Annotated in this window: 21 protein-coding genes; 11 read left to right on the forward strand and 10 right to left on the reverse strand. The window is 64.3% G+C overall.

Annotated features, from left to right (window positions below):
• Positions 1–20: 20 nt before the first annotated feature.
• From hrpB to nhaA, 4 genes are all read left to right on the forward strand, one after another.
• Entirely contained in the window at positions 21–2483 is a 2463-nt protein-coding gene (gene hrpB / locus AC3CB8_RS06900) for an ATP-dependent helicase HrpB (protein WP_352563303.1), read from the forward strand.
• Positions 2484–2509: 26 nt separating this feature from the next.
• A complete protein-coding gene (locus tag AC3CB8_RS06905) occupies positions 2510–3841 on the forward strand; it encodes an ActS/PrrB/RegB family redox-sensitive histidine kinase (protein WP_352552320.1) in 1332 nt (443 codons plus the stop codon).
• A gap of 64 nt (positions 3842–3905) precedes the next feature.
• Positions 3906–4469, forward strand: a complete 564-nt coding sequence (locus AC3CB8_RS06910) for an ActR/PrrA/RegA family redox response regulator transcription factor (protein ID WP_015314185.1) — start codon at positions 3906–3908, stop codon at positions 4467–4469.
• A gap of 281 nt (positions 4470–4750) precedes the next feature.
• The gene (gene nhaA / locus AC3CB8_RS06915; RefSeq protein ID WP_352563302.1) at positions 4751–5944 is read left to right on the forward strand and encodes a Na+/H+ antiporter NhaA; all 1194 of its coding nucleotides are present in this window, start codon (positions 4751–4753) and stop codon (positions 5942–5944) included.
• 53 nt (positions 5945–5997) lie between these two features.
• On the opposite strand, the gene AC3CB8_RS06920 is transcribed toward nhaA, so the two are convergent.
• On the reverse strand, positions 5998–6498 hold the full coding sequence (locus AC3CB8_RS06920) for an MmcB family DNA repair protein (RefSeq protein WP_023781655.1): 501 nt from the start codon (positions 6496–6498) through the stop codon (positions 5998–6000).
• A gap of 425 nt (positions 6499–6923) precedes the next feature.
• Here AC3CB8_RS06920 and AC3CB8_RS06925 point away from each other — a divergent pair, with 425 nt between their 5' ends.
• Both AC3CB8_RS06925 and AC3CB8_RS06930 read left to right on the forward strand, forming a co-directional pair.
• Complete coding sequence (locus AC3CB8_RS06925) at positions 6924–7121, forward strand: hypothetical protein (RefSeq protein ID WP_023772511.1); 198 nt, start codon at positions 6924–6926, stop codon at positions 7119–7121.
• 81 nt (positions 7122–7202) lie between these two features.
• Complete coding sequence (locus tag AC3CB8_RS06930; RefSeq protein WP_023772512.1) at positions 7203–7394, forward strand: hypothetical protein; 192 nt, start codon at positions 7203–7205, stop codon at positions 7392–7394.
• A gap of 291 nt (positions 7395–7685) precedes the next feature.
• Here AC3CB8_RS06930 and AC3CB8_RS06935 read toward each other — a convergent pair whose 3' ends face one another.
• Together AC3CB8_RS06935 and cueR are read right to left on the reverse strand one after the other, a co-directional pair.
• A complete protein-coding gene (locus tag AC3CB8_RS06935) occupies positions 7686–8156 on the reverse strand; it encodes a nucleoside deaminase (RefSeq protein WP_352563301.1) in 471 nt (156 codons plus the stop codon).
• Positions 8157–8355: 199 nt separating this feature from the next.
• The gene (cueR, locus tag AC3CB8_RS06940; RefSeq protein ID WP_352552327.1) at positions 8356–8745 is read right to left on the reverse strand and encodes a Cu(I)-responsive transcriptional regulator; all 390 of its coding nucleotides are present in this window, start codon (positions 8743–8745) and stop codon (positions 8356–8358) included.
• A gap of 225 nt (positions 8746–8970) precedes the next feature.
• Here cueR and AC3CB8_RS06945 point away from each other — a divergent pair, with 225 nt between their 5' ends.
• Positions 8971–9588 (forward strand): L,D-transpeptidase, encoded by a 618-nt coding sequence (locus AC3CB8_RS06945; protein ID WP_023792748.1) that lies wholly within the window; start codon positions 8971–8973, stop codon positions 9586–9588.
• Between the two features lie 159 nt (positions 9589–9747).
• On the opposite strand, the gene AC3CB8_RS06950 is transcribed toward AC3CB8_RS06945, so the two are convergent.
• The 6 genes from AC3CB8_RS06950 to AC3CB8_RS06975 all read right to left on the reverse strand — a co-directional run bounded on the left by AC3CB8_RS06950 (position 9748) and on the right by AC3CB8_RS06975 (position 17708).
• Positions 9748–10317, reverse strand: a complete 570-nt coding sequence (locus tag AC3CB8_RS06950; RefSeq protein WP_352563300.1) for a NifU family protein — start codon at positions 10315–10317, stop codon at positions 9748–9750.
• A 207-nt stretch (positions 10318–10524) separates the two neighbouring features.
• Complete coding sequence (locus tag AC3CB8_RS06955; RefSeq protein WP_010913128.1) at positions 10525–11016, reverse strand: universal stress protein; 492 nt, start codon at positions 11014–11016, stop codon at positions 10525–10527.
• A 102-nt stretch (positions 11017–11118) separates the two neighbouring features.
• Positions 11119–12186, reverse strand: coding sequence for a tryptophan--tRNA ligase (gene trpS / locus AC3CB8_RS06960; protein ID WP_015314174.1), 1068 nt, complete (start codon positions 12184–12186; stop codon positions 11119–11121).
• A 173-nt stretch (positions 12187–12359) separates the two neighbouring features.
• Entirely contained in the window at positions 12360–13967 is a 1608-nt protein-coding gene (gene murJ, locus AC3CB8_RS06965; protein ID WP_352563299.1) for a murein biosynthesis integral membrane protein MurJ, read from the reverse strand.
• A gap of 46 nt (positions 13968–14013) precedes the next feature.
• Positions 14014–16815 (reverse strand): [protein-PII] uridylyltransferase, encoded by a 2802-nt coding sequence (locus AC3CB8_RS06970; protein WP_352563298.1) that lies wholly within the window; start codon positions 16813–16815, stop codon positions 14014–14016.
• 89 nt (positions 16816–16904) lie between these two features.
• Positions 16905–17708, reverse strand: coding sequence for a glycosyltransferase family 25 protein (locus AC3CB8_RS06975; protein WP_023781643.1), 804 nt, complete (start codon positions 17706–17708; stop codon positions 16905–16907).
• A 237-nt stretch (positions 17709–17945) separates the two neighbouring features.
• Between AC3CB8_RS06975 and AC3CB8_RS06980 the strand changes: the two genes are divergently transcribed.
• From AC3CB8_RS06980 to AC3CB8_RS06990, 3 genes are all read left to right on the forward strand, one after another.
• Positions 17946–20462 (forward strand): heavy metal translocating P-type ATPase, encoded by a 2517-nt coding sequence (locus AC3CB8_RS06980; RefSeq protein WP_352563297.1) that lies wholly within the window; start codon positions 17946–17948, stop codon positions 20460–20462.
• A 43-nt stretch (positions 20463–20505) separates the two neighbouring features.
• On the forward strand, positions 20506–20898 hold the full coding sequence (copM, locus tag AC3CB8_RS06985; protein WP_352552339.1) for a CopM family metallochaperone: 393 nt from the start codon (positions 20506–20508) through the stop codon (positions 20896–20898).
• Between the two features lie 98 nt (positions 20899–20996).
• Entirely contained in the window at positions 20997–21842 is an 846-nt protein-coding gene (locus AC3CB8_RS06990; RefSeq protein WP_352563296.1) for an aldo/keto reductase, read from the forward strand.
• On the opposite strand, the gene mutS is transcribed toward AC3CB8_RS06990, so the two are convergent.
• Positions 21843–24575: a DNA mismatch repair protein MutS gene (gene mutS / locus AC3CB8_RS06995; RefSeq protein WP_352563295.1), complete on the reverse strand. Its 2733-nt coding sequence runs from the start codon at positions 24573–24575 to the stop codon at positions 21843–21845.
• A gap of 160 nt (positions 24576–24735) precedes the next feature.
• On the opposite strand from mutS, the gene AC3CB8_RS07000 reads away from it, so the two are divergent.
• Entirely contained in the window at positions 24736–25929 is a 1194-nt protein-coding gene (locus AC3CB8_RS07000; protein ID WP_352563294.1) for a glycosyltransferase, read from the forward strand.
• Positions 25930–26048: the final 119 nt, after the last annotated feature.

Genomic DNA, 26048 nt, shown 5'->3' on the forward strand with positions numbered 1-26048 from the left:
ACCGCTGATATGCGGGCGTAATGACGACCAAACCCTTGCCGGAACTTCCGGTGTCCGCCGTGCTGCCGGCGCTGAGCGAGGCGCTCGGCTCTGGCAACAGCGCCGTGCTGGTCGCGCCGCCCGGCGCTGGCAAGACCACGCTGGTGCCCTTGGCGCTGCTCGATGCGCCCTGGCTGGGCACGGGCAAGATCGTCTTGCTCGAACCGCGCCGGCTCGCCGCCCGCGCCGCCGCGCGCCGCATGGCCGAGTTGCTGGGGGAAGAGCCCGGCGCCACCATCGGCTACGCCATGCGCATGGAAAACCGCACTTCGGCGCGGACGAAAATCCTGGTCGTCACCGAGGGCGTGCTGGCGCGCATGATCCTCGACGACCCTGAACTGGCCGGCGTTTCGGCCGTCATTTTCGACGAATTCCACGAGCGCTCGCTCGACGGCGATTTCGGTCTCGCTCTCGCCCTCGATGTGCAAGGCGCGCTGCGGCCGGATCTGCGTCTGCTGGTGATGTCGGCAACGCTCGACGGCGCACGGGTCGCGAAACTCCTGTCGGGCGCGCCGGTGATCGAAAGCGAGGGCCGCGCCTTCCCCGTCGATGTCAGATACGACGAGCGGCCGGCCGGCACCCCGATCGAGGACGCCATGGCCAAGGCGATCCGCTTCGCCCTTGCCGAGGAGAGCGGCAGCGTGCTTGCCTTCTTGCCCGGCCAGCGCGAGATCGAGCGCACCGCCGAGCGGCTGGCCGGCAAGGTCGACGCCGACACTGATATCGTGCCGCTCTATGGCCAGCTCGACGGCAAGGCGCAGGACGCGGCGATCAAGCCGGCGCCGCCAGGCCGCCGAAAGGTGGTGCTGGCGACCTCCATCGCCGAGACCTCCATAACCATCGACGGCGTGCGCGTCGTTATCGATTCCGGCCTGTCGCGGCTGCCGCGCTATGAGCCGGCCAGCGGACTGACCAGATTGGAAACCGTGCGCGTCAGCAAGGCCTCCGCCGACCAGCGCGCCGGCCGGGCCGGCCGCACGCAGGCCGGCGTCGCCATCCGGCTGTGGCGTGCCGAGCAGACGGCGGCACTTCCCGCCTTCACACCCCCGGAAATCCTCGAGGCGGACCTGTCGGGCCTGCTGCTCGACTGCGCCGCCTTCGGTGTCGCTGATCCAACCAGTCTTGCTTTCCTCGATCCGCCGCCGGCTCCCGCGCTGAATGAAGCAGGGTCGCTTTTGCGGGCCCTTGAGGCCATTGATGAAGCAGGGCGGTTGACGGACGCGGGCGCTTCGATGCGCAAGCTCGCTCTGCCGGTACGGCTGGCGCATATGGTCGCCGAGGCGGCCAGCAGCGGTCATGGTGGTGAGGCGGCCATGCTTGCCGTACTGCTGACCGAGCGCGGCCTTGGCGGTGACGGTGCCGACCTCGAACGGCGGCTGATGCGCTTTCGCGCGGAAAGATCGCCGCGTGCCACGTCGGCGCGCCAGCTTGCCGAGCGCCTGGCCAGGCAGGTAGGCGGTGCGAAGACCAGCGGAGCTGTTCCAGCCGGAACCCTGCTCATCCACGCCTGGCCGGACCGTGTCGCCAAGGCGCGCGGCGAGCGCGGCCGTTTCGTGCTGGCCAACGGTTCCGGCGCCATGCTCGACGTCGGCGACCCGCTGGCGGGCGAGCCGTTTCTGGTCGTCGCGGACCTGCAGGGCAAGGCGCAGAATGCTCGCATTACGGCGGCGGCGGCAAGCAGCGAGGAGGACATCCGGGCAGCACTTGGCGGCAGGATCGAAACCCGCCGGCAGACGAGTTTCGATCGCGACAGGCGCGCCGTGCGGGTGCGCGAAACCGTGCGCCTTGGCGCCATCACGCTAGCCGAACGCATGCTGCCGCCGCCGGCCGGCGCCGATGCCGACCGCGACATCATCGAGGCCTTGCGCGAGCATGGGCTTTCCCTTCTGACCTGGAGCAAGGAGGCGCGGATGCTGCGCCACCGGCTGTCCTGGCTGCACAAGGGCTTAGGCGCGCCCTGGCCCGACATGTCGGATGAAGCGCTCATCGCGCGCCTCGACGACTGGCTGCTGCCTTTTCTGTCCGGTGCGGCATCCCTGGCCGCCATTGAACCCGGAATTGTTACGGCCGGGTTGGCGTCGCTCGTGCCGCATGACCTGCAACGCAAGATCGAAGCGCTGGCGCCGACTCATTTCGATGCCCCGTCGGGCAGCCATGTGCCGATCCGCTATGACGGCGAATGGCCGGTTCTGGCGGTGCGCGTGCAAGAATTGTTCGGCCTCGATAGTCATCCGTCGATCGCCAACGGCACCGTCCCCTTGACGCTTGAACTGTTGTCGCCGGCGCACCGGCCGATCCAGACGACGCGAGACCTGCCGGGCTTCTGGCGCGGCTCCTGGACCGATGTGCGCGCCGACATGCGCGGCCGCTATCCAAAGCATGTCTGGCCGGAAAACCCATTGCTCGCCGCCGCCACCGCCCGCGCCAAGCCGCGCGGGACCTAGCCTTTGCTGGTTGGCGGCTGTAATCCATGGCCATGATCAACATCCTGAACACGCCCGACTTCCAGCAAAGCCAGCGACTGCGCCTCAACACGCTGATCCGGCTGCGCTGGCTGGCCATTGTCGGCCAGAGCGTGACGGTGCTCGTCGTTGCCTACGGCCTGAAATTCCCGCTGCCGGTCAGTCTGTGCTTTGCCCTCATCGCCTGTTCGGCCTGGATGAACCTGTTTCTGGCCTTTCGCTTTCCGGCCGCGCACCGGCTCACCCCGTTCGCCGCCTTCGGCATCCTGATCTTCGACAGCCTTCAGCTTGCCGGCCTGCTCTACATGACCGGCGGCTTGACCAATCCGTTCTCGCTGCTGATGACCGTGCCCGTCGTCATTTCGGCGACGTCGCTGCCCCTTCGCCTCACCGCCATCCTCGGCGGGCTGGTGATGATCGCGGCGACCTTGCTGGTCTTTCGCCATCTGCCGCTGCCCTGGTACGAAGGCGCGCCCCTGGTGATGCCCTTCATCTATGTCGCCGGCATGTGGATGGCGGTGCTGTCCTCCATCGCCTTCACCGCCATGTACGCCTTCAGGGTGGCCGCCGAAGCCCGGCTATTGGCCAACGCGCTCGCCGCCACGGAACTGGTGCTGCAGCGCGAGCAGCACCTTTCCGCGCTCGACGGGCTGGCGGCGGCGGCGGCGCACGAACTCGGCACCCCGCTCGCCACCATCACGCTCGTCGCCAAGGAGATGGAAAAGGCGCTCGGCAGCGATCCGAAATACGGGGAAGACGTGAAGCTGCTGCGCTCTCAGAGCGAGCGCTGCCGTGAAATCCTCAAGCGCCTGACCAGCCTGTCGTCGGAGGGCGAGGCGCATCTATCCCGCCTGCCGCTGACCTCGCTGGTCGAGGAGGTGACCGCGCCACATCGCGACTTCGGCATCTCGATCAAGCTTCGCCCTGGCGAGCGAACCGGGCCGGAGCCGGTCGGGCGCCGCAATCCCGGCGTCATCTACGGCCTCGGCAATCTGGTCGAGAACGCCGTCGACTTCGCCCGCAAGAGCGTCACCGTGCGCTGGAGCTGGGACGAGGCGATGGTCTCCTTCTCGATCACCGATGACGGCCCGGGTTTCCCGCCCGAGATCATCGACCGTATTGGCGAACCCTACATGTCGACACGCCAGGGCACGGAAGCTGGAGGCGGCCTCGGGCTCGGCCTGTTCATCGCAAAGACATTGCTCGAACGTTCGGGCGCCACGCTCGACTTTCGCAATTCGAGCGGCCTCGGCGAAGGAGCCGTGGTGCGGATTTCGTGGCCGAGAAGCATCTTCCTGAACCCGGAATCGGCCCCAGCCACCATGTTTGACACTGCGTAAATTGGACAATGGCCCCGCAAAACTATATCTGCGTAAAAATAAGGCAGCAGGAATTTTCGAGACGATGACAGGCGATGAGAACAGTGGGCCTATGGTTGAAGGCGAGGACACCTCGCTTCTGATCGTCGATGACGACAAGCCGTTCCTGACCCGTCTGGCCCGTGCCATGGAAACCAGGGGTTTCGTGGTCGAGACGGCGGAGAGCGTCGAGGAGGCCGTGGGCAAGGCGCGCGCCAATCCGCCCGCCTATGCGGTGGTCGACATGCGGCTGGGCGACGGCAACGGCCTCGATGTCGTCGCCGCCATCCGCGAAAAGCGCGAGGACTCCCGCACCATCATCCTGACCGGTTACGGCAACATCGCCACCGCGGTGACCGCGGTGAAACTCGGCGCCGTCGACTATCTGTCGAAGCCCGCCGATGCCGACGATGTCTTTGCGGCACTGACACGCACCACCGGCGAGCGCGCCGCGCCACCGGAAAACCCGATGTCGGCCGACCGCGTGCGCTGGGAGCACATCCAGCGTGTCTACGAAATGTGCGAGCGCAACGTTTCAGAGACCGCACGCCGGCTCAACATGCATCGCCGCACGCTGCAGCGGATCCTGGCCAAGCGCGCGCCGCGTTAGGATCACTGGGCAGGCAGAACGATTACCACTCGCCGATTTCGAATTCGCGGTGGAGGCCATCGATCGTCGAAGTCAGCGCCGCCCCTCATTGCCCTGCCGGGCATTTCTCCCCGTAAACGGGGCGAAAGCGGCTGGCCGCGACGTTGGCGATTGGCGAAACCGCTGATGCCAGCGTGCCTCGCCCCGGGGAGAGGATGCCGGCAGGCAGGTGAGGGGGCAGCGCTAACGCCTATAAAAGGGTAATGCGGCAAAGTCGAAACTAGCTGCTTAATGGAGGCGACATGGAGGATTTGAAGCGACGGCCGGTTTCCGTCTTCCGCGAGTTCCTGGACAGCGAGGCGGCCGGCGGCATCATCCTGATGGTGGCCGCCGCCCTTGCCCTGATCGTCGCCAACTCGCCGCTCGCCGGGACCTACTTCTCGGTTCTCCACGCCTATCTCGGCCCGCTCAGCGTCTCGCACTGGGTCAATGACGGGCTGATGGCGGTGTTCTTCCTGCTCGTCGGGCTGGAGATCAAGCGCGAGATGCTGGACGGCCAGCTCTCGACCTGGCCACGCCGGGTGCTGCCCGGCATCGCGGCGGCCGGCGGCATGGTGGTGCCGGCGCTGGTCTATGTCGCCATCAACAGCAACAATTCGGCCGCACTGTCCGGCTGGGCGATCCCGACCGCCACCGACATCGCCTTCGCGCTCGGCGTTCTGTCGCTGCTCGGCAGCCGCGTGCCGGCCTCGTTGAAGGTCTTCCTGACCGCGCTCGCCATCATCGACGACCTGGGCGCCGTCATCATCATCGCCATATTCTACACCAGCGGCCTGTCGCTGGCCTATCTCGGCGCTGCCTTCGCCGTCATTGCCGTGCTCGTCCTGCTCAACCGTACGCGGGTGATGAGCCTTGTGCCCTATCTCGTGCTTGGCGCCATCCTGTGGGTGCTTGTGCTGAGGTCCGGCGTCCATGCCACGCTGGCCGGTGTGGCACTCGCGCTCACCATTCCGCTCGAACGTTCCGCCGGAACAGGCCAGGACTCGGATCATTCGCCGCTGCACCGGCTCGAGCACGGCCTGCACAAGCTGGTGGCGTTCGTCGTCATCCCCATCTTCGGCTTTGCCAATGCCGGCGTTTCGCTCACCGGCCTGAGTTTTAGCGCCCTGATCGAGCCGCTCACGCTGGGCGTCGCGGCCGGTCTCGTCGTCGGCAAGCTGGTCGGCGTCTTCGGTTCCTCCGCGCTCGCCATCCGCTTCGGCCTCGCCGACCTGCCGGCCCATGCCGGCTGGTCGCACATGATCGGCATTTCGCTCCTGTGCGGCATCGGCTTCACCATGAGCCTGTTCATCGGCCTGCTCGCCTTCGCCAACGACGTGGCGCTGCAGGACGCGGTGAAGGTCGGCATCCTCGCGGGTTCCTTCATCGCCGCGCTGCTTGGTGCCGCGGTGCTGCTGATGGCCCCGGCTGTGGGTGGCGAGGAAGAAGCGGAGTAGCCGTTCGGGGCTGGAGCATCTGACAGTTGCGGGCTTCAATTTTTGGGCCGCGATTACTCGCTCTCCCCCTCCAGCGCCGGCACCGCGACACCCGCCAGCTCCGCCGCCAGCAGCCGCGCCGCGCCGGCCCGCGCGATGCGCAGCATCAGCGCCTTCCGCGTCGCCGCCGCCATGCGGTGCTCGGGCGCATCGCGCAAAATCTCGGCGCCATAGCCGTCGGAGAGGATGAAGCCGCATTCTTCCGGGAAAATCTCCGGCGGCACGCCGGGATGTGTGGCGAAAAAAAAGCGGTCGGAATGCAGCCGGTAATCAGGCCATTTTCGGTCGACCCGGAAATCCTCGATCGAGGATTTGATCTCGATGATCCAGATATCGCCCTGCCGCGTCAGCGCCACGAGATCGGCGCGCCGGCCGGTGGCCAGCGACAGCTCAGGCAGCACATGCGCGCCCATCTGCATCAGCAACCGCTGCACGCCCCGCCGCACCAGCATGGCGCGCTCGGACTGGCGACCGTCGATCAGAGGGTTCAGGAGAATCGGGGAGATGATTGGCATGGCAGGCACCATGCCAGACTTTGTTCACGGTTTGAACCGGTCTTTATGGGGCGATTATACGGTTGACCAAACCCAAAGTGAAATAGGGGAGACGGCACAAAAATAATTCTGCTAAGCTACGGAACCATTTTGGCGCATGGCAGTTCGGCAAGCCATGGATTGGAACACCGCATCCTCTATCATCCAGGTAAACCTTACTCAGGAGCAATCGCGAAAGCTCCTAGAGGAAGTCGCCAGCGTGATGTCCGAAAGCCGCCGGCTCATCGAGCGGTCCCGCCGTCTCCTAAGTCGGGCGGATTCGAAAGCGATCCTCGGCCCTTCCCCCGGCCTGTCCCTTTCCGTTGAATGAACGGCATCGCCCGCGCGTTAACTGATTTTGCAATCTCTGCCTTGAAGCTCCGGTTTCAACCAGCATATTCCCCTATATGCCTGGCAGGGACATTTCCATCTTCGATCTTGATGCGCTTCGTGAGGCATTCATGAAGTCTGTCCGCGAAAACAACGTCTCGCCTGCCGAATGGGGCGAACATGCCCAATGGTTCATTCAGCAGCTGGCGGTCCACAAACTTTCGGAAGTGGCGGTTAGCCAGATCACCGGAGCGGCGGACGATAGCCAGCAATAAGCCCACAATCGCACTTGATCTGACGACTTCGCTGGTCCTATAAAAATCGACGTTCCCCATTGCTTTCTAGGGAGGCATGCGATGGATAACGTGGTTCCGTTCCGCAATGTGTCGGCTCGTGTCGAAGTGGCGGAAGTCTCTGGCGAATGGCTCGTCCGCGTCACCGAAGGCGGCCAAGAACTTACCCGATCATTTGAACTGGAATCGTTCGCGCTGTCCTATGCGGAAGGCCAGCGGATACGCTTGGGGCTGGATAGGGTCGTGCTGCTCTAGGCTGAATTCAGTTTGGGAAGGGCCCCTAAATCGAGGGAGTTTGCCGGCTGACCGGGGCGGCTCGGCGGTTTGGGGGGACATAAATACGGGCAAAACCGCCGAGCCTGACTGGCGGCGGCAAATTTGGGGATTTGGGAGTTCGCCGTCAGCTTTGACCAGGATATCGCAGGGTTGACGGGTTGGCGTCATTCGAACGAAGGGCGGCGTTCCGCTCAAGTCCATGTAGCAGTGCCCACATTGCGCCTATGTCCGGTCCGCTCTTTCTGACCTTTCGCGGGGCGTGGGGAACAACTACCGACGCCAGAAGCCACGGTGCACCGATACAAGTTCATCCTCGATTTCGGGGAAGGGGCCGTGGACCTCGACCTTCTTCTGTCCAGAGCCGAGCACAATTCGCGCGGACAGGCTCATCGTCGGATTTTCGGGATGGTCGCCGGTCAGCGCGAGAAGCTCGGTCTCCTCGAAGCCATAGACAAGCCGGCCGATATTGGCCCAGTAGAGCGTTCCGGTGCACATCGCGCAGGGCTCGCCGGTTGAGACCAGCGTGCATGTCCAGAGAAACTCCGGCGGATAGGCTGCCGCGGCGCGCCGCGCAAGCTCGGTCTCGGCATGATGCACGGTGTCGATGTTGCCTTGGCGCATGAGGATTGCGTCGTCGGGGCCGACCAGCACCGCGCCGAAGGGATGGTGGCCGTGCACGGCAGCCTCGCGAGCGACCGCATCGGCGGCGCGAAGGTGGGCGAGCATCTGGTCGCGGGTCATGCGCTCTCTCCGGCCATTGGGGTCACCGGCCGGCGCGGCCAGCGGCAGTGCTTTTACCCTACGCTTATATTGAGCCTGCAGTATACCACACGAACCAATGCTGGCGGCTTTCACGAGCGCGTGGCAAGGCGGCTAACGCCGCCCAGGCCACTGTCTTCAACAGGCGGTCTATCGCTCCCGCGGTGGGGTTTGCCGCTGACTAAGGCCGCCCTGCCATGTCATCCAGAATCGGGCAGTCCGGCCGCTCGTCGCCGTGACAGGCATGGATCAGCTTCTGCAGCGTCGAGCGCATCGATTGCAACTCGCGCACCTTCTCCTCGATGGCGGTGACATGGGCGTCGGCGATTGCGCGCACGTCGTGGCTGGCGCGTCCGCGGTCCTTGTAGAGCGCCATCAGCTGGCGACAATCGTCTATCGAAAAGCCGAGATTGCGCGCGCGGCGCAGGAAGGCCAGCCGGTGGATATCGTCGCCCGAATAATCGCGATAGCCATTGGCGGCGCGCGCGGGCGCGATCAGGCCGATCTCCTCATAGTAGCGGATGGTCTTGGCCGGCAGGCCTGAGCGATGGGCGGCGTCGCCGACATTCATGGCGGGTCCTCGACTTTTCCAGGCCTGCAATTCAGGCCCATTGAATTTCCTTCACAATCCGGTGAAGTATGTTGCCGAAATGCCATAGTGGGACGCATACCAGCACGTAAGGTCCCGCATATAGGCATCGTGTGCTTGGCAAGCAAAGCAAATGCCAGCATGAATGATGGCGAGAAAGCGGCCGACTCGTGCCGCTCTAGTTTGGGCGGGGCACCGGATCACCACATGCGCATGAAGTCGCTTGCAATCATCGCCGCATTGGCGCTGTCCACTGCTATTGCCGGTTGCAGCACCATCGGCGGGCAGCTGTTCTCCAACGACTATGGCGCGGTGACCGATGCTGGTTACCAGCTGCCACGTATCCCCATCGAGAAGGTGCCCTCGAAGTACCATCGCCAGGAAGTGGATTACGACTCCAAGGAAAAGCCCGGCACCATCATCGTCGATACGCAGAACAAGTTCCTGTACTTCGTCGAGGGCGATGGCCGGGCAATCCGCTACGGTATCGGCGTCGGCCGCGAGGGCTTCGAATGGCACGGCACCGCCCATATTGCCATCAAGCGCGAATGGCCGACCTGGACGCCGCCTTCACAGATGATCAAGCGCCAGCCCGAACTCGCCAAGTTCGCCGGCGGCATGGATCCGGGCCTGAAGAACCCGCTCGGCGCGCGCGCCATGTACCTGTTCAACAAGGGCGGTGACATGGGCTACCGCCTGCACGGCAGCCCGGAATGGAACTCGATCGGCAAGGCCATGTCGTCGGGCTGCATCCGGCTGATGAACCAGGATGTCATCGACCTCTACAATCGCGCCGAGGTCGGCGCCAAGGTCATCGTTCTTTAGGCCATGATCGCGGAAAGCCTGTCCGCTTTTCCGGCATATCGTGGTTAAACTGCAAGTCGCCTTTCATACGCGGACCGTCTAGGCAACAACGGACGTCCCAAACAGAAAACCGGGCAATTCGGCCCGGTTTTTTGTTGTCTGTGAGTGGGAAATTGCGGTCTAAGAGACTTGCTCGACCTGCTGCACTTCCGGCACGAAATGGCGAAGCAGGTTCTGGATGCCGTGCTTCAGCGTCGCCGTCGACGACGGGCAACCGGCGCAGGCGCCTTTCATGTGCAGGAACACAGTGCCGTTCTCGAAGCCGCGGAAGGTGATGTCGCCGCCGTCCTGCGCCACCGCCGGGCGCACCCGCGTGTCGAGCAGCTCCTTGATGGTGATGACGAGTTCCTCGTCGGCCTTGTCGTAGAATTCGCCGGTCTGGCTGGTCTCGGCGGCCGGGCCGGCCTTGGCCATGACAGGCGCACCGGACATGAAATGCTCCATGATGGCACCGAGGATCGCCGGCTTCAGGTGCTGCCAGTCCGGGCCGTCCTTGGACACGGTGATGAAATCGTAGCCGAAGAACACGCCGGTGACGCCGGGGATTTCGAACAGCCGCCCAGCCAGCGGCGAGGCGGTGGCCGCATTGTCGGCATCGCGGAAATCGGCGGTGCCTTCTAGGAGCACTTCCTTGCCGGGCAGGAATTTCAGCGTCGCCGGATTGGGCGTCGACTCGGTCTGGATGAACATGGCCGTCTCCATGCCCGTTTTGGGCAACTAGTTTGGAATAGTTCTAAATAGGCTCTATCGGCTGGACATTCAAGCGAAACGCATCGCCGGGACGGCTGGCTGGCGGAATGTTTTTTCGAGCCTAGCGCCGTCTTGAGATGTGTTGAGATTCAGGAAGCGCAGGTACCATGCATTTGCAGACCGGCCTCACCTGAATATCAACATAGCTCAGGCGAGGCTGTCGATTTCCTCATCCGACAAATTCTGCGGCACCACGGTCACCGGGATCGGGAAGGCCGCGCCTTTGCCGGCCACGGCTCCGACCAGCGGTCCTGGACCTTCCTTGCCGGCTCCGGCCGCCAGCACGAGGATGGCGATGTCCTGGTCTTCCTCGATCAGCTTGTGGATCTCTTCTGTCGGCTTGCCCTCGCGCACCACCATCTCCGGTTCGATGCCGAGCTTCTGCCGCACCTTGTTGGCGTAGCCGTCCAGCGCCGCGCGCGCCGTGGCGTTCGCCTCTTCGCGCATGATCTTCTCGACCCCCAGCCAGTGCTGGAAATCGTCGGGTACGATGACATACAGCAGCACCAGCGTGCCGCTGGTGCTCTGCGCCCGTTTAGAGGCGTAGGCGACGGCGCGTTCGCATTCCGGCGTGTCGTCGATGATCGTCAGGAATTTCCTGCGATGACCGGCTTCGCGGCTGAGGCGTTTGGAGACCATGTCAATCTACTCGGTATCTTTGCGGCCGCAATTTGCCACCGCCGCTGACCGGCGGCAAGCCGCCGGCCTTGTGCCAGTGTTGTGCAGTGCACGGCGCCGCGATCAGCCTTGCAGCAGCCCGATAATGTCGCGCACCGTCTTCATCGTCGTTTCGGCGAGCACGCCGGCGCGTTCGCCGCCATCCCGCAGCACGGCGTCGACATAGGCGCGGTCGCCCTGGATGCGGCGCATCTCGGTGGCGATCGGCGCCAGCCTCTCCACCGCGAGATCGGCCAGCGCCGGCTTGAATACAGAGAACTGCTGGCCGCCGAATTCCTTGAGCACATCGGCCTTCGACATCTCGGCGAGGCCAGCATAGATGCCGACCAGGTTCTCCGCCTCCGGCCGGCTTTCCAATCCGTCGACCTCGCTCGGTAAGGCCTCCGGGTCGGTCTTGGCCTTGCGGATCTTCTTCGAGATGGCGTCGGCATCGTCGGTCAGGTTGATGCGCGACAGGTCCGACGGGTCCGACTTCGACATCTTCTTGGAGCCGTCACGCAGCGACATGATGCGCGCTGCCGGCCCGCCGATGACCGGCTCGGTCAACGGGAAATAGCCGTTCACCGTCTCCTCGCCTATCCTCATCTCGACGCCGACGCCAAGACCGGCGATGCGGTCGGAAAAATCGTTGTTGAATTTCTGCGCGATGTCGCGTGTCAGTTCCAGGTGCTGCTTCTGGTCCTCGCCCACCGGCACATGGGTGGCGCGATAAAGCAGGATGTCGGCCGCCATCAGCGAAGGATAGGCAAGCAGGCCCAACGAGGCGTTCTCGCGGTCCTTGCCGGCCTTGTCCTTGAACTGCGTCATCTTGTTCATCCAGCCGATGCGCGCCACGCAATTGAAGATCCAGGCGAGCTCTGCGTGCTGCATCACCCGCGACTGGTTGAAGACGATGTGCTTCTTCGGGTCGATGCCGGAGGCGAGGAACGCCGCGGTGATCGACCGCGTCTGGTCGGCAAGGTCGTCATGGACAAGCTGGGCGGTCAGCGAATGCAGGTCGACGACGCAATAGATGCAGTCGGACGTATCCTGCAGGGCGACGAATTTCTTGATGGCGCCGAGATAGTTGCCCAGATGCAGATTGCCGGTCGGCTGGACACCGGAGAAGACGAGTGGCTTGAAGGCGGACATGGTTTTCCTCATGGCTTGTGGAGGGCCGTATAAGCGTGATTCCGAAAAGTTGCGGACTTTTCGGAGCCAATCATGCGGCTGGAAACCGCGCGCGGCGACGTTCTTGCGACGGCGCGCTTATGGACGAGAGCGCGGATGGGATCAAGACCGGCCAGGCGGGATGGCCGGCCGATTTATTCGTCGAGTTCCGATTTTGCCACGGACGGGCCGGCTTCTGTTCCCCGGCGCCCCACATTGCGCCGGATCATCCCGAAATCGGCACCGCCGGTTGCGAAAGCGGTGACGAAATAGAGCAGCGCCCCTCCGGCCACCAGTGCCAGCACCGTCGTCGCCTTGACCACCAGCGGCGAGCCGGGCCCGATCCTTGTAGCCAACCAATGCTCGGCGAAATAGAGGGCGACACCCATGACCACCGCCGACAGCACCAGCCGCGGGATGCGCCTCAACAGCGGCACGTCGCGGCCCCAATGGCCGCGCCGGATCAGCACGGCAAGCAGCATCAGCGCGTTGACCCAGCCGGCGACGGCGGAGGCCACGGCGATGCCGGGTGCACCCATCCTCGGGAACAGCGTCAGCGCGGTAGCGACGTTCACCGCCACCGAGATTGCGGCGAAGATCATCGGCGTGCGCGTATCCTCGCGGGCGAAATAGCCTGGGGTGAAGGCCTTGATCAGCACGAAGGCCGGCAGGCCGAGACCGAAGACCGCCAGGATCGCCGCCACGACGGGCGTCGAATGGTTGGTGGCGAACGCGCCGCGCTCGTAGACCAGCCGCACGATCGGCTCCGCCATCACCCAAAGCGCCGCCGCCGCCGGCAAGGTCATGAACAGGGTGAATTCGACGGAGCGGTTCTGCAGATTGGCTGCCTCGATCAGATTGCCTGACTTCAGCGCCCGCGACAGTTCGGGCAACAACACGATCGCCACCGCGACACCGACGACACCGAGCGGCAATTGGTAGACGCGGTCGGCATAAGCCAGCGAGGACACGGCACTGTCCTGCGCCGAGGCGATGGCTGTTCCGATCAGCTGGTTGATCTGGGTGATGCCACCGGTGATCGCCGCCGGTAGCGCCAGGATCAGGAGCCGCTTCACGTTCGGCGTCATCTTCGGTCGGCGGAAGCCGATCGAGATGCCCGCATTGCGCACCGCCACCCAGACGATGGCGAGCTGCACGACGCCGGCCGCCAGCACGCCCCAGGAGAGGCCGAAGCCGACAGCGTGTGCATCCAGTCCGTGGTACCAGGCATAGCCAAGCACACTAATGAGGATGATGTTGAGGAAGGCCGGCGCGATTGCCGCGGCGAAATAGCGCCGCAAGGAGTTCAGCATGCCCGCCATCATGGCGGCGAGCGACATGCAGATCAGATAAGGGAACATGATCGTCGCAAGCGTGACGGTCGTCTCGAACTTGCCCGGTGTGTCGGCAAAGCCCGGCGCCACCAGGTAGCGCACGATCAGCGGCATCGCCAGTTCCATGGCGATGGTCAGCGCCAGGAGCGCGGTGAACAGCACCCCGAACACCTCTTCGGAAAAACGCTTGGCGCCATCGGTGCCGTGCGTCTCGATCTCCTTGGCGAACAGCGGCACGAAGGCGGCATTGAACGCGCCCTCGGCGAACAGCCGGCGAAACGTGTTGGGGAACTGGAAGGCGGCGTTGAAGGCGTCCGCGACCGGCCCGGTGCCGAGTGCGGCCGCCATCAGCATCTCGCGGCCGAAACCGAGCGCACGGCTCATCAGCGTGCCGGAAGCGACGGTAGCGAATTTCTTGACGAGACTCATGCGTTCGCAGACTGCCTGTGGGGTTGGAAGAAGGAGATGATGGCCGTCACTCGGCGGCTGCCTTGGCCTTGCCGCCGCGTTCGAGCGCTACACCTTCGAGCGTCGCTATCAGCCGGTTGCGGGTGGTGGCGATGCGGGCCGGGTTGTCGATCTTCTGGCCGGTGAGGTCGGTGACATAGAAGGTGTCGATGACCTTCTCGCCGAAGGTGGTGATATGCGCCGATGCGATGTCCAGCGACAGGTCGGACAGTGTTCCGGTGATTTCCGACAGCAGGCCGGGGCGGTCGAGCCCCTCGACCTCGATCACCGAAAACCGGTTCGACAATGCATTGCGGATTTCGGCGCGTGGCGGGATCTTGAAGACCTTGGATCCGCGCCTTGGCTTGGTGCGCTTCTCGATCATCTCCGGCAGCCAGCTCTTGCCCGACAGCACGTCCTCGATCAGCCGGCCGACGCGCTCGGCGCGCCGGCGTTCGTCCTCGTCGCGGTCGAATTCTCTCGAGATCAGGATCGTGTCCAGCGCGCGGCCGTCCGACGTGGTGAAGATCTGCGCGTCGACGATGTTGCCGCCGGCGCCGGCGCATGCCCCGGCGATGACCGAGAGAAGACGGGGATGGTCCTGCGCCAGCACGGTGATTTCGGTCACCGCCTCGAATTGGTGGGTCTTGACCATGGTGGCGAGCTTATTGCCCGCCGCGTCCGCCTCGCGGATGAATTCGGCGTGGCGAAGCTGGTCCGGCAGGTCCACGGTCAGGAGGTAGTTTTCATAATGCAGTCCGACATAGCGCTTGCGCGCCTTGTCGGGCCAGTCGGCGAGCGCCTCGGCCAGGCGTTCGCGCGCCGCCGCCGTGCGTTGGGCGCGCGAGACTTCCGAAAAGCCGCCGGTCAGCAGCAGTTCGGTCTCGTAGTAGAGCGTACGCAGCAACTGGCCCTTCCAGCCGTTCCACACGCCCGGTCCGACGCCCCTGATGTCGCAGACGGTGAGGACCAACAGCATCTTCAGCCGCTCGACCGATTGCACGATCGAGGCGAAGTCCTCGATCGTCTTGCGATCGTTGAGGTCGCGGGTCTGCGCCGTCATCGACATGACGAGGTGGTTCTCGACCATCCAGGCGACGGTTTCCGTATCGGCCGGCGAAAGCCCCATATGCGGGCAGATCCGCCTTGCGATCCTGGCGCCGGCCTCGGAATGGTCCTCTGGTCTGCCCTTGGCGATGTCGTGCAGCAGTACGGCGACATAGAGCGCCTCGCGGCTTTTCTTCAGCCCCGGCATCAGCGCATGCGACAGCGGATGCACCTTCTCGCCGTCGCCGCGCTCGATCTCGGCCAGCACGCCGATGCAGCGGATCAGGTGCTCGTCGACCGTGTAGTGGTGGTACATCGAGAACTGCATCATGGCGACGATCTTGCCGAAATCCGGGATCAGCCGGCCCAGCAATCCCGCCTCGTTCATCCGCCGCAGGTTGAGCTCGGCGTTGCGGTCCGAGGTCAAAATGTCGAGGAACAGCCGGTTGGCTTCCTCGTCGCGCCTGAGCGATTTGTTGACCAGGCCGAGCGAACGGGTGAGCAGTTTCAGCGCATCGGGATGAAACTCCAGCCCGTGCTTGTCGGCAAACCAGAACAGCCTGAGAAGATTGACCGGGTCGCGCTCGAAGACGCCGTCGTCGGCGATGTTGATGCGATGGTTGTCGACGATGAAGTCCGACGTGCCGGCAAGCTTGCGCTTGCGACGCTGGAAGGTGAGGAAGATGCGGTTGAAGCCGGGAACGTGCTTGGCCTGCTCCTCCTCCAGGGCGGCGCAGAAGATGCGGGTCAGGTCGCCGACATCCTTGGCGACGAGGAAATAGTGCTTCATGAAGCGTTCGACCGCCGACAGGCCGGGGTGGGTCGTATAGCCGAGCCGTTCGGCGATCTCGCGCTGAATGTCGAAATGCAGCCGCTCCTCGGCTTTGCCTGTGAGGAAGTGCATGTGGCAGCGCACCGCCCACAGGAAATCCTCGGCCTTCTGGAACTCGCGGTACTCGGCTCCGGTGAAGACGCCTTTCTCGACCAGTTCCTCGCCGGTGCGCACGCGGTAGAAATATTTGCCGATCCAGAACAGCGTCTGAAGGTCGCGCAGGCCACCCTTGCCGTCCTTGACGTTGGGCTCGACCAGATAGCGGCTTTCACCGGCCTTGGCGTGGCGCTCGTCGCGTTCGGCGAGCTTGGCCTGTACATATTCCGGGCCGGTCGTGCGCACCACCTCATGGTCGAAGCGCAGCATCAACTCGTCATAGAGCTTGCGTTCGCCCCACAGGAAACGGGCTTCCAGGATCGAGGTGCGGATGGTGATGTCGGTGCGCGACAGCCTGAGGCACTCATCGATGTTGCGGGTGGCATGGCCGACCTTCAGCCCCATGTCCCACAGCATGTAGAGCATGTATTCAACCGTTTGTTCGCCCCACGGCGTCTGCTTGTAAGGCAGCAGGAACAGGAGGTCGATGTCGGATCCCGGCGCCAGCGTGCCGCGGCCATAACCGCCGACGGCAACGACCGCCATGCGTTCGGCGGAGGATCGGTTCTTCACCCGGTAGACATGGGTTGCGGCAAAATCGTAGAGCGAGCGGATCAGCTCGTCCATCAGGTGCGACAGCCGTTCGGCGCAGGCGTTGCCGCCACCATCTTGCCTCAGCATGGCCTCGGCTGTCTTGCGGCCCTCGGCGAGACGCCGCTTCAGAAGCTGAAGAACGGCCGTGCGGATGGCCTTGCTGGAACCGTCGCCGGCACTGGCCTCGGTCAGCGCGGTCATCTCGCGGCGCAAGGCTTCGCCGTCGATCAGTTCATCGAGCTTCAGGGAGATTTTCGCCATAGATACCGGTTGGCCTTGCCTTTTGGGCGGCGTCTATAGCGTGTTTTCGCGGCGCTGGGTATGGGCCTGCTGTCAATCCGGCAAACGCTCTAGTCGGTTGCCTCGACTGGAGCGAGCGGGACGACAATCTGCCGCCGTAGCCTGCAGAGATCGATCATCTGCCGCGCTGCCCGCCTGGCCTCCCTGCGAATACGCGCGAGAGCCGGTATCCCGTGTCCATTGGCGAGCCCGCTTGCGACCCACTCGGCCTCCCGACTCTGTTCGAGCAGGCTCGGCAACCTGTTGCGCACGAATTGGTCCTGCGCACAGAGCGCCGGAACAAGCTGGTAGATCGTCTTGCCGGTCGAGATCGCGAATGTGGGATCGAAGACGAGATTGTCCACCGCCACATTGACATCGGCGGTTGTCTCGAGAAGCGCGCGTGCCGTCTGCCGGGAGAGCAGGTAACCGCCCGTGCCTATGTGGTGCTTGCGGAGCCTGAACAGCGAAAACCCGCCGCCGACGGGCAACCTCTCCCGCTGGATCACGGTAGTGTGGAAGAATGTCTCGAGCTTGACGACATCGGCGTCGGCGGGGATCCAGTTCGTATCGGCAAGCAACGCACCGGCTTTCGCGGAAAACACCATGTCGTCCTCGAAGACGGCGCCGAAGGGCGAGTCGTCTTGCGCGATGATGGCCCAGCAGGCGCGATGGCTGTGCAAGCATGCGATCTCGCTGCCGGACAGACGTCGCACCGCATACCGTGCATGCTGGCGCTGCAGCGCGAGGTCTGGCCGGTCCCTTGCATCGATTGCGGCAACCCGCTCGAATCCGAGGCCGATGCGCGCAAACTCCGCCCTCATATGGGCAAGCCGGTCGGGACACCGATCGAGGTTGATGACCAGACGCTTCATCTGTTGAACGAATCCAATGCGGCACCAAGCTGCCAGAGCGCAACAATTTTAATGAGAACAATTTTGACACGGCAATTCTAGCGGGCAACGTTTAGCATCGATAGCGCGTTTGTATAGGGAAATTCTTCCGATCCGACGGCTCCCCAACTCCTGAATGTGAAAGCTCAAAACAGCCCTTGACCTTCCAGTTACTGGAAGCACTACCTCTGCTTCGAAGCATTGCATCGAGGCATCGAAATGACGCATTCAGATCACGATCATCACACGCATGGCGCCCATGGTGGCGGCTGCTGCGCGGCAAAGGGCACGGGCGGAGGCTCGGATGCGGTTCTGCGCGATCCGGTCTGCGGCATGGCGGTGGAGCCGGCCGCCGGCAAGCCGACATCCGAGCATGGCGGCCGCCTCTATCATTTCTGCAGCGAGCGCTGTCGTTCGAAGTTCAAGGCCGAGCCGGGAAGCCACCTGATCGCAGTCGACCCTGTCTGCGGCATGAGCGTCGACCGCGCCGACGCCAGGTATTTCGTCCGCCATGAAGGCCAGGGTTTCTATTTCTGTTCGGCCGGCTGCCAGGCGAAGTTCGAGGCGGCGCCTCAAACCTATCTCGGCGACGGGCCAGCGCCGGCGCCGATGCCCAAGGGCACGCAGTACACTTGCCCCATGCATCCGCAGATCATCCGCGACAAGCCCGGCTCCTGCCCGATCTGCGGCATGGCGCTCGAGCCCATGGGCGTGCCGACGGGCGATGAAGGGCCAAATCCCGAACTGGTCGACTTCACCAGACGCCTCTGGGTGAGCGCGGTGCTGTCGGTCCCGCTGCTGATCGTCGCCATGGCGCCGATGATAGGACTGTCGCTTGAGGGCCTGGTCGAGGATCGCGCGAAGGTCTGGATCGAACTGATCCTGGCGAGCCCCGTGGTGTTGTGGGCAGCCTTCCCGTTTTTCCATCGCGGCTGGGACTCGATCCTCAACCTCAGCCCCAACATGTGGACGCTGATTTCGCTGGGTGTCGGCGCCGCCTATCTCTACAGCGTCGTCGCCACGCTCTTCCCGGACATCTTTCCGCATCAGTTTCGCGGCCATGGCGGTGCGGTGCCTGTCTATTTCGAGGCGGCAGCCGTCATCGTGGCGCTGGTCTTCCTCGGCCAGGTGCTGGAACTGCGCGCCCGCGAAAAGACCGGATCGGCGATCCGCGCGTTGCTCGACCTCGCGCCGAAGACCGCCCGGCGGGTCGCCGAGGACGGCGCCGAGATCGATATAGCGCTGGACGAGGTCAAGAGCGGCGATCGCCTGCGCATCCGTCCCGGCGATGCCGTCCCGGTCGACGGCACGGTGCTCGAAGGCCGCTCCTCCATCGATGAATCGATGATTACGGGCGAACCCTTGCCGGTCGAGAAGGCCGAAGGCGACGCTTTGACCGGCGGCACGCTCAACAAGAATGGCTCGCTGATCATGCGCGCCGAACGGATCGGCGCCGAGACGACACTGTCGCGCATCGTCGAACTCGTCGCCAAGGCACAGCGCTCGCGCGCGCCGATCCAGGGCCTGGCCGACCGCGTTTCCTTCTACTTTGTCCCGACCGTCGTCCTGGTCGCGATCGCCGCATTCGTCGCCTGGGCGATCTTCGGCCCCGAGCCCAGCCTGATCTTCGCCATCGTCTCGGCGGTTTCGGTGCTGATCATTGCCTGTCCCTGTGCGCTGGGTCTCGCCACACCGATGTCCATCATGACCGCTACCGGGCGCGGCGCGCATGCGGGCGTGCTGATCAAGGAAGCCGCCGCGCTGGAGCGCTTCGCCTCCGTCGACACGCTGATCGTCGACAAGACCGGCACGCTGACCGAGGGCCGGCCGAAATTGACCGATGTCATGGCTGCCGGCGGCTTTTCCGAGGGCGAATTGCTGAGATGCGCCGCGACCCTGGAAAAAGGGTCGGAGCATCCGCTGGCCGAGGCGATCGTCGAGGGAGCCGGCCAGCGCGGGGTGAAGATCGCAGAGGCCGGCAGCTTCGAGGCCGTTACCGGCAAGGGCGTTTCCGGCACGGTGTCGGGCAAGAAGGTCGCGCTCGGCAATGCCGCGATGATGGCCGATCTCGCCGTCGACGTTTCCGGGGTCCTGGCCAGCGTGGAAGCCTTGCAGGGCGATGGCAAGACGGTGATGTTCGTCGCTGTCGACGGCAAGCTGGCCGGCATCGTCGCCGTCGCCGATCCGGTCAAGGCAACCACGGCCGAGGCGATCAAGGCGCTGCATGACAGCGGGCTGCGGATCATCATGGCGACCGGCGACAATGAGCGGACAGCTAGGGCGATCGCTGGACGTCTTGGCATAGACGAGGTCCGGGCAGGTCTGTTGCCCGAACAGAAGGCAGCGCTGGTCGAGGAGCTGCGCGGCAAGGGTGCCGGCGTCGCCATGGCCGGCGACGGCGTCAACGATGCGCCCGCGCTTGCCGCCGCCGATGTCGGCATCGCCATGGGAACGGGCGCCGATGTCGCGGTCGAAAGCGCCGGGATCACCTTGGTCAAGGGCGACCTAAACGGCATCGTACGCGCCCGAACCCTGGCCCAGGCGACCATCGGTAACATCCGGCAGAACCTGTTCTTCGCCTTCCTCTACAATGTGCTTGGCGTGCCGGTCGCGGCCGGCGTGCTCTATCCGCTCACCGGCACGCTTCTGTCGCCGATGCTGGCGGCGGCGGCGATGAGCCTGTCCTCGGTCTCGGTGATCGCAAACGCATTGCGCCTGAGAACGTTGAAACTCTGAGATTAACCCCCAGATACGAAACCCAACCGACAGGAGACTATGAATGACCTTGGCTAAAAAACTTGTGCTGCTGCTGATGGCCGCTGGAATGCTGCTTGCCGTCTTCCTCGAAAGCGTGCCGGCGCAGAGCGAGGAGATGAAGCACGACATGGGTGCCATGGCCATGGGAGCGGAAAGCCCTTCCACGGCAGGCTACAAGGCGGCAATGGACAAGATGCATACCGACATGATGGCCTCCCAATATACCGGCAGCGCCGATGTCGATTTCGTCCGTGGCATGATCCCGCACCATCAGGGGGCTATCGACATGGCCAAGGTCGAGCTTGCCAATGGCAAGGATCCGGAAATCCGCAAACTCGCCGAAGGCGTCATCGCCGCGCAGGAAGCCGAAATCAAGCAGATGCAGGACTGGCTCGCCGCCCATCCGGTGAAGTAAGGCATCAAACCGCGGCGACAGGAGAATCCGAGCTCCATCCTGGATCTCTCCGTTTGCTTGTGATGCCATGCGCCTCGATCGCTTACCCAGGAGTCCCCATGCCCACGACGACAAGAACCACCAAGCTGCCTTCGGGCGAAGCCGTCCAGGTGCTGGGACAGGGCACTTGGAAAATGGGTGAGGATGCCCGCCGTCGAGCCGGGGAGGTCAATGCCTTGAAGCTTGGGCTGGACCTCGGCATGACGCTGATCGACACCGCCGAAATGTATGCCAGCGGCGGCGCCGAGGAGGTGGTGGCCGAAGCCATTGCAGGCCGGCGCGAAGAACTCTTTCTCGTCTCCAAGGTGCTGCCGTCCAACGCCTCGCGAGCCGGCGTGCCGGCGGCTTGCGAGAAAAGCCTGAAGCGCTTGCGCACCGATCGCATCGATCTCTATCTCCTGCACTGGCCGGGCAGCGTGCCGTTGGCCGAGACGGTCGAGGCCTTCGAGGCGTTGAAGAAGGCCGGCAAGATCCGCCACTGGGGCGTCAGCAATTTCGACACCGACGAGATGGAGGAACTGACCGGGCTCGGCGCCGGCGGCAATGTCCAGACCAATCAGGTGCTTTACAATCTGTCGCGGCGCGGCCCCGAGTTCGATCTGGTACCCTGGAGCCGAGAGCGAGGTATCCCGTTGATGGCCTATTCGCCGGTGGAGCAGGGTGCCTTGGCGCGCAACAGCAGGCTTGACGCCATCGCCGCCCGCCACAATGCGACCCCTGCACAAATCGCCTTGGCCTGGGTGATGCATCAGGACGGCGTTATCGCCATTCCCAAGGCCAGCAGCCAGGAGCACGTCCGCCAGAACTTTGCCGCGCTGGACATCAAGCTTACGTCCGGTGACCTCGCCGATCTTGACCGTGCCTTCCCGCCGCCGACGGGAAAACGCGGGCTGGAGATGATCTGATTATTTCCCCGTCAGCCCCTTCAGCCGGTAAAGCGCCTCCAGCGCTTCCTTGGGGGTCATCTCGTCGGGATTGATGTCGCCGAGCGCGACGCCCAGCGCGTCGCTCTTCACCGGCTTTGGCGCTTCCCGTTTCATCGCCACCGAAAACAACGGTAGGTCATCGACCAGCCGGTTGGTCTTGCCGGAGACCTCGCCTTCCTCCAGTTGGTGCAGCACCGCCTTAGCGCGGTCAACCACCGCTTCCGGCAGGCCGGCGAGCCGCGCCACCTGGACGCCGTAGGAGCGGTCGGCGGCACCCTTGCCGACCTCGTGCAGGAAAACGACGTCGCCTTCCCACTCCTTGACCCGCATGGTGACATTGGAAAGCCGCGCCAGCTTTCCCGCGAGCGACGTCATTTCGTGGAAATGGGTGGCGAAGATCGCCCGGCAGCGGTTCTTCTCGTGCAGATACTCCACCGCCGCCCAGGCAATCGACAGCCCATCGAAGGTGGCGGTGCCGCGGCCGATCTCGTCGAGGATCACCAGCGCCCGTTCGCCGGCTTGGTTGAGGATCGCCGCCGTCTCCACCATCTCGACCATGAAGGTCGAGCGGCCGCGCGCCAGGTCGTCCGAGGCGCCGACGCGTGAGAACAGCCGGTCGACGACGCCGATATGGGCAGACGCCGCAGGCACGAAGGAGCCGGTCTGAGCCAGGATGGCGATCAGCGCGTTCTGCCGCAGGAACGTCGACTTACCACCCATGTTGGGACCGGTCAGCAGCCAGATCGCGCCGTTCTTGGCATTGCCCTCCGGCGAGAGGTCGCAATCATTGGCGACGAACGGGCCTTCGCCCGAACGGCGCAGCGCCTGTTCGACCACTGGATGCCGCCCGCCAGAAATCTCGAAGGCAAGGCTGGAATCCACCACCGGCCGGCACCAGGCCTCGCTTTCCGACAGAAGCGCAAGCGCCGCCGACACGTCGAGCACGGCAAGCGCGTCGGCGCCGGCGCGGATCGCCTCGGCCGCGCCGACCGCCTCCGCCGTCAGCGCATCGAAGGCGGCCAGTTCGATGCTCAGTGCCCGGTCGGCGGCATTGGCGATCTTGGTCTCGAGTTCGGCGAGTTCGGTCGTGGTGAAACGCATGGCGTTGGCCATGGTCTGGCGGTGAATGAAGCGCGCCTTGGCGCCATCGCTGCCAGTCATGACGGCATGATGATTGGCCGTCACCTCGATATAGTAACCGAGCACATTGTTGTGCCGGATCTTCAGGGAGCGGATGCCGGTCTCCTCGATCAACGAGCGCTCCAGTCCGGCGATCACTTTTCGTGACTCGTCGCGCAACGCCCGCATCTCGTCGAGTTCCGGGTGATAGCCGCCGCGAACGAAGCCGCCGTCTCGTTTGAGCAGCGGCAGTTCTTCGCCGAGCGCCTGGGTGAGATGCTGCGCAAGCGCCTTGGGCAGCGCGTTAATCGCCGCCATTGCGCCGGCCAGTTCCCAAGGCAAGGCGGTCGCGGCAAAGGTTTCGGCGATGGCGCCTGCCGCCTCGAAGCCGGCGCGCAACGCGCCGAGATCGCGTGGCCCGCCCCGGTTGAGCGCCAGCCTGGACAAGGCGCGAGGCATGTCGGCGACGCTCTTCAGGCTCATCCGCACCGCCTGGCAAAGCCTGACCTCGGAGCGGAAGAACGAGACGGAGTCCAGTCGCGCGCCGATGGCCGCTGGGTCGGTCAGCGGCGCCATCAGCCGGTCGGCGAGCAACCGTGCGCCCCCACCGGTCACCGTGCGGTCGATCGCCTTGAACAACGAACCCTCGCGGCTGCCGGACAGCGTACGCAACAGTTCGAGATTGCCGCGCGTCGCCGGATCGATGAACAGGGTCGAGCCCTGCTCCTCGCGCTCGGGCCTCGACAGCGGCGGCCGCTCGGCCTTTTGCGTCTTCTCGACATAGGCGATGGCGCCCGAGATGGCCGACAGTTCGGCGCGCGAAAACGTGCCGAAACTGTCCGGTGTCGCCACCTCGAAGAAACGCGCGATCCGTCCCGTGGCCGAGGCCGAATCGAACAGGCTCGGCGGCTGTGGGCTGGCGACACGGCCGAGCACGTCGAACACCGGCTTCAGGTCGGGATCATGAAACACCGGCTCGGCGACGATGAGCTCGCGCGGATCGACACGGAAGATGTCGGCCAGCAGCCGGTCGCCGGTGGTCTCGGCGACGCGGAAGGCACCGGTCGAGATGTCGATCCAGGCAATTGCAAAGCTGTGCTCGCTGCCGCCCTTCACCCGACCCAACGCCATCAGAAAACTCGATTCCGACGGCGCCAGCAATTTGTCCTCGGTGATGGTGCCCGGCGTCACCAGCCGCACCACGTCGCGGCGCACGACCGATTTGGAGCCGCGTTTCTTTGCCTCGGCCGGATCCTCGATCTGCTCGCAGACGGCAACGCGGAAGCCCTGGCCGATCAGCTTCTGCAAATAGTCGTCGGCCGCATGCACCGGCACGCCGCACATTGGAATGTCGTGCCCCTGATGCTTGCCGCGTTTGGTGAGCACGATGCCCAGCGCCCGGCTCGCCTTCTCGGCATCGTCGAAGAACAGCTCGTAGAAATCGCCCATGCGGTAGAACAGCAGCGAATCCGGGTTAGCCGCCTTGATCTCGATGAACTGCTCCATCATCGGCGTGACGGTGGCAACGCCGGGCTGCGGCGGCGTCATCGCCTCGGGGGCGGCGTCGGGCTCGTTCGGGCTGTGCATGTTCATGGCGCGGCACGCTAGCAGATGTGATGGCGGGGTTTAATGCCAGGCCATCGAAAAGCAGGGGAAGACCGCGAGCTGTCTCCCCGAAATGGCTATTCGGCTGCATTGCCCGACGCGGCGATCCCAAATATCTGTCGTCCTTGGGATATAATGGCGGGGGCTCATGGACAAAGACGGGCACGAAACGTTCGAGGAGATGGTGGGACCGATCGACTCGCCATTCGAGCGCTTCTGGCTCAATGCTGCTCGCCAGGCCGGCCAAAGGATAGGCAATCTGAAGCAGCTGGCGGCCAATAGGCTTCCTTTCATCCTTCCGACTACCGGCCCTTTCTCCGGTTTCGACGGAGGCATCCGGGTAGCTGTCCATGTCCTCAGTCATGATCCGCTGGTGATCTACACGCCGATCGGCGGCGAGCGCCCCCTCAACTCGGTCGTGGCAATCGGCCGTCGCCTGGCCTCGCGCCGCGCCGCCTTCCTGATGATGCCTAACTGGACACTCGAGCGGCCGCGTCTCATCCCAAAGCTCGGCAGGGACCTCGCCTGGCACCGCGAGCGGTTTCCAGCTCATGAGTTGATTTTTCTCTGCAACACCGAGGAAGAGCGCCGTCTGGTCACCGCTGTTGGAGGAACCGCGATCTTCTCCAACCACAATCTGATGATCAGCGAGGACATCTTCCGACCCTTGCCGGATGTCCCCGTCGAGTTCGACGCGGTCTACAATGCTCGCATCTCGCACACCAAGCGCCACCACCTCGCCTTCGATATCGAAAGGCTGGCCCACATCACCTTCTCGATCGGCGAGTTGCCGCGGGCCGGCAACCGTGCCTTCATCCGCCGCTTGCAGGCGCAATCGCCGGTGCATCGCATCGCCAACCCGATCATCGATGGTCTGGCCGGCTTGCTGCCGCCGCAGGAGATCAACCGCATCTACAACCAGGCTTCGGTTGGCCTCTGTCTGTCGGCGGCGGAAGGAGCGATGCGCTCCAGCATGGAATATCTGATGGCGGGGTTGCCGGTGGTGAGCACGCCCAGTCTTGGCGGCCGGGACGTCTTTTTCGATCCGGACTATTGCATCATCGCCGAGCCCGATCCGGCTGCCATCCGGCGCGCGGTCGAGACGCTGCGCGATCGCGCCATTCCCCGCGAGGAGATTCGCAACCGCACGCTGGCCAAGGTGCGGGCTCAACGACAGGAACTCACAGTGTTCCTGTCGGAACTGTTGAAGAGGATGGGAAGCAGCCAGCCGCCGCTATCGCAATGGCCGTTTCCCGAAATTGGGCTGTTGCGGCGCTGGGCAACGGCTCGCCAGCATGCGCACGAAATCACGACATTGGGAACGGCGCGGAAAGGCTTCTGACCGGCCGTGTCCGCTTTGAAGCAGCCTTGCCCAGCTTCGTGGTTTACACGCGGGGGCCCGTGGTCTTAATTCGCAAGCACACAGGCACCCGTTTCAAGGAGGTGCTTCATCGGCGAGGA

The organism is Mesorhizobium sp. P160927, assembly GCF_057766385.1.

Bases quoted from the DNA above. Each gene is read 5' to 3' on its own strand.
- hrpB (WP_352563303.1), top strand. From the start codon at position 21: ATGACGACCAAACCCTTGCCGGAACTTCCGGTGTCCGCCGTGCTGCCG.
- AC3CB8_RS06905 (WP_352552320.1), top strand. From the start codon at position 2,510: ATGGCCATGATCAACATCCTGAACACGCCCGACTTCCAGCAAAGCCAG.
- AC3CB8_RS06910 (WP_015314185.1), top strand. From the start codon at position 3,906: ATGACAGGCGATGAGAACAGTGGGCCTATGGTTGAAGGCGAGGACACC.
- nhaA (WP_352563302.1), top strand. From the start codon at position 4,751: ATGGAGGATTTGAAGCGACGGCCGGTTTCCGTCTTCCGCGAGTTCCTG.
- AC3CB8_RS06920 (WP_023781655.1), bottom strand. From the start codon at position 6,498: ATGCCAATCATCTCCCCGATTCTCCTGAACCCTCTGATCGACGGTCGC.
- AC3CB8_RS06925 (WP_023772511.1), top strand. From the start codon at position 6,924: ATGCCTGGCAGGGACATTTCCATCTTCGATCTTGATGCGCTTCGTGAG.
- AC3CB8_RS06930 (WP_023772512.1), top strand. From the start codon at position 7,203: ATGGATAACGTGGTTCCGTTCCGCAATGTGTCGGCTCGTGTCGAAGTG.
- AC3CB8_RS06935 (WP_352563301.1), bottom strand. From the start codon at position 8,156: ATGACCCGCGACCAGATGCTCGCCCACCTTCGCGCCGCCGATGCGGTC.
- cueR (WP_352552327.1), bottom strand. From the start codon at position 8,745: ATGAATGTCGGCGACGCCGCCCATCGCTCAGGCCTGCCGGCCAAGACC.
- AC3CB8_RS06945 (WP_023792748.1), top strand. From the start codon at position 8,971: ATGCGCATGAAGTCGCTTGCAATCATCGCCGCATTGGCGCTGTCCACT.
- AC3CB8_RS06950 (WP_352563300.1), bottom strand. From the start codon at position 10,317: ATGTTCATCCAGACCGAGTCGACGCCCAATCCGGCGACGCTGAAATTC.
- AC3CB8_RS06955 (WP_010913128.1), bottom strand. From the start codon at position 11,016: ATGGTCTCCAAACGCCTCAGCCGCGAAGCCGGTCATCGCAGGAAATTC.
- trpS (WP_015314174.1), bottom strand. From the start codon at position 12,186: ATGTCCGCCTTCAAGCCACTCGTCTTCTCCGGTGTCCAGCCGACCGGC.
- murJ (WP_352563299.1), bottom strand. From the start codon at position 13,967: ATGAGTCTCGTCAAGAAATTCGCTACCGTCGCTTCCGGCACGCTGATG.
- AC3CB8_RS06970 (WP_352563298.1), bottom strand. From the start codon at position 16,815: ATGGCGAAAATCTCCCTGAAGCTCGATGAACTGATCGACGGCGAAGCC.
- AC3CB8_RS06975 (WP_023781643.1), bottom strand. From the start codon at position 17,708: ATGAAGCGTCTGGTCATCAACCTCGATCGGTGTCCCGACCGGCTTGCC.
- AC3CB8_RS06980 (WP_352563297.1), top strand. From the start codon at position 17,946: ATGACGCATTCAGATCACGATCATCACACGCATGGCGCCCATGGTGGC.
- copM (WP_352552339.1), top strand. From the start codon at position 20,506: ATGACCTTGGCTAAAAAACTTGTGCTGCTGCTGATGGCCGCTGGAATG.
- AC3CB8_RS06990 (WP_352563296.1), top strand. From the start codon at position 20,997: ATGCCCACGACGACAAGAACCACCAAGCTGCCTTCGGGCGAAGCCGTC.
- mutS (WP_352563295.1), bottom strand. From the start codon at position 24,575: ATGAACATGCACAGCCCGAACGAGCCCGACGCCGCCCCCGAGGCGATG.
- AC3CB8_RS07000 (WP_352563294.1), top strand. From the start codon at position 24,736: ATGGACAAAGACGGGCACGAAACGTTCGAGGAGATGGTGGGACCGATC.